The sequence below is a fragment of the Pedobacter sp. genome (assembly GCF_040513095.1).
Classification (GTDB): domain Bacteria; phylum Bacteroidota; class Bacteroidia; order Sphingobacteriales; family Sphingobacteriaceae; genus Pedobacter.
In genome coordinates this window covers 1-6,868 of the sequence record NZ_JBEVDX010000068.1, presented here as the reverse complement: position 1 = coordinate 6,868, position 6,868 = coordinate 1, and the positions used below count along the sequence as shown (strand labels likewise).

Below are 6,868 nucleotides of genomic sequence, written 5' to 3'. Positions count from 1 at the left end.
GGGTACGTACTGGGAGTGTTGCTTATTCCCAAATACATCAGCCAGGTGAATGCCCTGAGGGGATGTACATTGCTGGGAATTGTCTTTACCCTGCTCATTATCTTCTCGCACGGCGAGGTTAAACTGCTTGGTCACGTCACCGATATTTCTATATGGTTTGTGGTGTTGCTTGGATTCGCCAATTCAATGGTGTGGACCGGCATCTGGCCGCTGGCCCTGGCTGATTTGGGCAGGTTTACCAAATTAGGCGGATCAGTTCTTATCATGGGTTTGTGTGGAAGTGCAATATTGCCCCTTGCTTATGGTTATTTTGCAGATACATACAATTTGAGAGTTGCCTATTGGGTGCTTGTTCCATGTTATATGTACCTGGTATTTTATGCGTTTTACGGTCACAAAATCAGAATATGGAAATTGAAAAGACAGGACAAAACAATGGAATTGGTTGAACCTTAAACCCAGGCTAATGCATACTTTATACAACCGCAGAAAATTTATCGGGCTGAGTGTAATCGCTGCTGCTGCTACCGCCATTACAGGGCCGGTATCAGCACATTTAGCTGCAACAGCACCTGTTCCGGCTGGATTGAGGGTAGGCATCATCGGTCTGGATGTTTCCCACAGTGTAGCTTTTACCAAATTATTAAATGCTGAAAATGCCCCGCCAGCTTTCGGCGGTTATAAGGTAATTGCTGCTTATCCTCAGGGAAGCAATGATATCGCCTTCAGTGCGGATAGAATTCCGGAGTTTACAAAGACTGTGAGTGCTATGGGAGTCGAGATTGTTTCTTCAATAGCCGATCTTCTCAGTAAGGTTGATGTCGTGCTGTTGAATACCAATGACGGCCGTCTACATCTGGAACAAGTATTACCTGTTTTGAAGGCAGGTAAACGTGTGTTTATTAATAAACCTTTTGCAGCATCTATGAATGATGTGAAAGCGATATTCGCGGCCTCAAAAAAATATAAAGTCCCGGTATTTACTTCATCATCGATGAGGTATATGGAAAACAAAACACAATTGCTTTCTGCAGAGACAGGAAAGATCCTGGGGGTTGAAACATACAGTCCCGCAACAATCGAGTTAACTCACCCCGATCTGTTCTGGTATGGAATACACGGAGTGGAAATGCTCTTTACGCTGATGGGCAGGGGATGTAAAGAAGTGAGAAGAATATATACACCGGATACAGATTTAGTTACCGGTATCTGGGAAGATAACAGGATAGGGACTTTCAGGGGGACCAGAACAGGGCCGCATAATTATGGCGGAACTGTATTTGCTGAAAAGGCAATCGTGCCGGTGATCCCTGCAAAGGGTTTTGCAGGACTGATGACGGAAATCATAAAATACTTCCAGACCGGCATATCCCCGGTAAGTCCGGAAGAAACATTTGAAATTTATGCTTTTATGCAGGCTGCCGATGAAAGCAAAAAACAGGGAGGCGCTGCGGTAGCCTTAACCCATTCGTATAAATTATAACAATCCTTAATAAACAGAATTCCAATGGATAGTATCATAACATCACGCCGTAAATTTATAGCCTCATCGGCAATAGGATTAACAAGTTTGGCTGCCATGTCTTTTCCGGCATTCAGTGCCTCTCCCTTTCTTAGCGATGGCATCCGTCTGGGATTAATCGGAACAGGTGCCAGAGGAGCCGGACTGGCGGGATTACTGAAAGACATACCATCAGTTAGTCTGGTAGCCTGCTGTGATACTATTCCGGAACATCTTAAAAACGGAATGAAATATGCAGCTGCTGATGCAAAAGCATATACTGATTACCGCAAGCTTCTTGAAGATAAAAGCATTGACGCAGTTATCATCGCCACGCCGCTGTACCTGCATTATCCCATGGTCCTGGATGCGTTGCAGGCCGGCAAACACATTTATCTTGAAAAATCAATGGCTTATGATATACCGCAGACTCTTGAACTGGTAAAGAAGATGCGCGGATCAAAATTGATTATGCAGGTAGGTTTTCAGTACCGTTATTCTCCCCTTTATCACCGTGTTAAAGAAGTTATTGATCAGAACTGGATCGGTAAAATCACGCATTTTGAATGCCAGTACAATCAAAACTCCAACTGGAGAAAACCAGTGAGCGATCCAAAACTGGAGGAAGCAATCAACTGGAGAATGAAACGCAAATACTGCGGAGGTCCGCTTTCAGAATTATGTGCCCATCAGATAGATATGGTCAATTACATTTCCGGTAGTCATCCTCTGAAAGTAACTGGTATGGGAGGAATCAATTACTGGAAAGACGGCAGGGATACTTTTGATAATATCCGTACGGTTTATGAGTATCCGGATGGAGTAAGATCCAGTGTTACTTCAGTACTTTCCAATGCTTATAACGGGTACAATATCAAGATTCTGGGCGACAAGGCGACTATAGAAATCCAGCGTGACAAGGCATTTATTTACGGTGAATCTTTATCAAACAAACGCGGCACAGTTGATGGGGTAACCGGGGCAACTATTGCAGCAGCTACTCAGGGCAAGCCTGTTGAACTGGTTTTTGATGATCCTTCAGGTAAAAAAGCAGAACCAACAATATACTGTTTACAGGATTTTTTCAGCTGTATCCGTAATCATAAACAACCCCTTTCAAATGTTTATACGGCCAGAGATACTTCTGTTGCCATACATTTGGGCAATAAAGCTGCTGATACTGAGCTGTTCCAAAGCTGGAAACCTGAATATTCCATTTAAAATAAGTATATGAACGCTGTTAAGGTGACAATATGGTTTTTATTTCTGCTGTCAGCCGGGGTATCTGCTCAAAACACTGCTAAGCCTTATTATATTAACGGGTACGCACAGGGTACTACCTATCATATCACTTACTATTCAAAAGATAGTTTGCTTGCCAAACAAGAGATCGATCATCTCCTGGATGGTATAGATAGTTCACTTTCAGTTTACAAGCCTTACTCCCTGATCAGTCAATTTAATGATCCAAAGTGTACAAGGATCCTGATGGATAAACACCTCGGCATCGTTGTACGCAAATCCATAGAAATTTACAGACAATCGGCCGGCCTCTTTGATATCACCGTTTACCCCTTAACCAGGGCATGGGGTTTTGGAAATAAAGAGATCAAAACTTATCCTGATTCTGCTGCCGTAAAAGCGATGCTGGCATGTGTGGGGTCAGACAAGCTGATCATACGCAGCAATTATCTGATCAAAAAAGTACCCTGCGTACAAATTGATGTCGACGGCATTGCACAGGGATACAGTGTGGATGTGGTCGCAGATTTTCTAGACAGCAAAAATATACAGGATTACCTGATTGAAATAGGAGGGGAGATCAGGGTTAAAGGGCGGAAGCGGCCAGAAAATACAGTGCTTCAGATCGGTATCGAGGGTCCCGCAAAACACGCGGGTGATGATCCTGTTTTGCAAAGGATCATCAGTATGGATGGCGGAGGATTAACCACATCTGGAAATTACCGCAAATATTTCAAAAGCGGGAACAAGGTGATGTCACACCTGATGGATCCGAGAACGGGTTATCCCTTGCAAAACGAATTGATCGCTGTTACTGTTAAAGCGAAAAATGCGATAACTGCTGATGGTTATGATAATCTACTTATGGCGCTGGGTTTGCAAAAGTCACTGCAGTTTTTAGAGAATCATAAAGAATTAGCAGCTTATTTTATCTATCGAAAGCAAAACGGAGTAATTTCTGATATCACTTCCCCGGGTTTTTATCACTTTAAAGAGTAATCGTTTAAAATTCTTTTAAAATCACTGATATTTTATGATAATTTAAAACTTTTTATTAAGTTCGTGTACGTTAACGTTTGCGATTGACCAAGTTTGATCTGAAAAGATCATTTTTTTTAACATAAATCGGGTACGTACACGAAAAGATCCTGAAAAGATAGCTGCAGAATAAACCAAAACAAAATATTTAACCACAATTAATTATGCTCAAACACAACAACAAGTATTACCGGCAATTTTTAGGATTGTTTTTTGGTCTGATGGTGATCCTGTCAGTCCCGGTCCAGGGGCAGTCGCGCAAAACGGTCAGCGGGAACGTGATAGATGAAAAAACTAAAGAATCGCTTATTGGTGTCAGCGTTAAGCTGAAAAGTACAAACAAGGGGGTTGCCACTGATGCGAAAGGTAATTTCAGTATTCAGGCACAGGCCGGGGATGTATTGATCGTTAGTTATATAGGTTATGATACCCAGGATGTACCAGTAGGTGATAAAGATTTTTTAAAGATTACGCTCAACGCGAATTTAAAAGATCTTAATGAAGTAGTCATCAGTGTTGGTTATGGTAAGACTAAAAAAGCGGATATCACCGGATCGGTCGCTCAGGCAAATGTAGGTGACATGGCCAAGGCACCGGTGCCTTCATTTGATCAGGCACTTGCCGGAAGAATGGCGGGAGTTCAGGTAGCGTCAAGTGACGGACAACCCGGTGCAGAAGGAGTAAACATCGTGATCAGGGGAGCCAACTCTTTAACGCAAAGCAATGCACCATTATATGTTATCGATGGTTTTCCCGTGGTTAGTCCGGATAACGGAGCGATTAACCCTGCAGATATTGCATCTTTGACGGTTTTAAAGGATGCATCAGCTACTGCGATTTATGGTTCACGTGGTGCAAATGGGGTGATAGTGATTGAGACCAAAAAAGGAAAGAATGGCGCCCCTGTCATTAGTTATTCGGGGTCCTATGGCTTTCAAAGAGTGGAAAAGACAATGGATATGATGAGCGCGTACGACTTTGTGAGCTACGAGAATGAACTCAATCCTACCACCACAGCGACAAGTTATTTCACTAATAACCGCACACTTGATTCTTATAAAGATATAACAGCGATCGACTGGCAGGACCAGTTATTCCGCACAGGCGCCACGCAGATCCATAACCTCGCTTTACGCGGTGGCAATGCATCCACACGTTATTCCATTTCTGGTTCAACATATAATCAGGATGCGATTATTATCAATTCGGGATATAAACGTTACCAGGGCAGGGTTGTGCTTGATCAGAACGTAAACGATAAACTGAAAGTCGGGATCAACGTAAATTATACCAGCAGCGGATATTCTGGTCAGCAGGCATCCGAGGCAGCAAAATCGAACTCCTCTACCAGTACATTGTTATATGGTATATGGGGCTACCGCCCGGTTACAGGTGGCGATAACAGTTCATTACTTAATAATGTTGTTGATGACGCGGTTGATCCTCAGACAGACTACCGTATCAATCCTATTGTTTCTGCAGAGAATGAATATCGTCATACCGATCAGAGCAATATGCTGAGCAATGCCTACATTAATTACAGTATCACTAAAAAATTGGTACTGAATATTACAGGAGGAGTAAACAACAGGACAACCAAGACAGGTAGTTTCTTCAACTCCTTAACCTCGAGAGGTACACCGCTGATTCCGAGTAACACCAAAGGTTCAAATGGTTCAATTTATAACAACGAGAGAAATATCTGGAGCAATGAAAATACACTTACTTACAAAACAACAATAAATGAAGATCATCAGATTGATGCGGTTGGAGGCTTCTCGCTGCAGGGCATTCATGATATGACTAACGGATTTGCCGCGAGTCAGGTGCCAAATGAAAGCCTGGGTGTAAATGGTTTGGCTAACGGTGTTGATGATGGAAAAGTTACCCTTGATTCCAGATCAAAACTGCAGTCGTATTTAGGACGTGTGAATTATGGCTACAAAGGCAGGTACCTGTTTACTGCAAGTTTCCGTGCAGACGGGTCCTCAAAATTTGTAAGCGGACAACGCTGGGGATATTTCCCTTCAGGAGCTTTTGCGTGGCGCATGAGCGACGAGAGTTTTATGAAAAATATTACCACAATATCCAATGCCAAGCTTCGTGTGAGTTACGGTCTGACAGGTAACAACGGCGTTGGCGATTTCTCCTATCTGCCTGTAGTTGCAATTACCACCAAAAGCAATTATTCTTTCCAGAATGCTTCGCCTTCACAGGGTTTAGCAGTTACAGCCCTTGGTAATTCTGCCTTAAAGTGGGAAACCACCGCACAGGCTGATATTGGTTACGACCTGTCGCTGTTCAACAATAGGATAGACCTCTCTGCAGATATCTACCGTAAAACCACTAAAAACTTATTGCTCCTGGCTGATCTTCCGCCATCATCGGGTTATACCAGCGTTTATAAAAACATAGGCAGGGTTCAAAACCAGGGCCTTGAATTCACAGTCAATACTGTTAATATCAAGACCAATAACTTTACCTGGGAAAGTAATTTCAACATCAGCTTTAACAAAAGCAAGGTGCTTGATCTGAATGAGGGGCAGCAGTCGATCTTATCTTCTGTAAGCTGGGAAACCAACTTCAATGCATCGCCATTGTATATCACCAATATAGGTCAGCCGATATCACAGTTCTACGGTTATGTATTTGACGGGATTTATCAGAAGTCCGATTTCAATACAACAGCTGCCGGAGGCGTAGGAACATTAAAAGCTGAACTTGCCACCAACGGAAATGCCCGTGACGTAATTAAACCCGGGGATATCAAATACAAAGACCTCAACGGTGATGGTGTGATTACTGCAGCAGATCAAAAGGTTATTGGCCGTACCACGCCAATCCATACTGGCGGCTTTAGCAATAACTTCACTTATAAAGGATTTTCACTGGGTGTGCTCCTGACATGGTCATATGGCAATGATATCTTCAATGCCAACAGATTGATTTTTGATGGCAATGCCAGGGCGAGTTATAACTTAAACCAGTATGCAAGCTATGCAAACCGCTGGACAGAAACTAACCCAAGCAATACACTGTACAGGGCGGGTGGCCAGGGACCGTTAGGATATTACTCCACACGCACAC

4 protein-coding genes and 1 pseudogene are annotated in these 6,868 nt (G+C 43.0%); all 5 read left to right on the top strand.

The window, feature by feature from the left end; translation table 11 throughout:
• Positions 1 to 456 (top strand): annotated as a pseudogene (locus tag ABWY16_RS09005) (glucose/galactose MFS transporter); the annotation flags it as partial.
• A 10-nt stretch (positions 457 to 466) separates the two neighbouring features.
• Positions 467 to 1,483: a Gfo/Idh/MocA family protein gene (locus ABWY16_RS09000; RefSeq protein WP_353904314.1), complete on the top strand. Its 1,017-nt coding sequence runs from the start codon at positions 467 to 469 to the stop codon at positions 1,481 to 1,483.
• Between the two features lie 24 nt (positions 1,484 to 1,507).
• Positions 1,508 to 2,722 carry a Gfo/Idh/MocA family protein gene (locus ABWY16_RS08995; protein ID WP_353904313.1) on the top strand — a complete coding sequence of 405 codons (1,215 nt, stop codon included), beginning with the start codon at positions 1,508 to 1,510 and terminating at the stop codon, positions 2,720 to 2,722.
• Positions 2,723 to 2,731: 9 nt separating this feature from the next.
• Entirely contained in the window at positions 2,732 to 3,742 is a 1,011-nt protein-coding gene (locus ABWY16_RS08990) for an FAD:protein FMN transferase (RefSeq protein ID WP_353904312.1), read from the top strand.
• A 203-nt stretch (positions 3,743 to 3,945) separates the two neighbouring features.
• Positions 3,946 to 6,868: SusC/RagA family TonB-linked outer membrane protein (locus ABWY16_RS08985; protein ID WP_353904311.1), on the top strand; the 2,923-nt coding region annotated here is incomplete at its 3' end.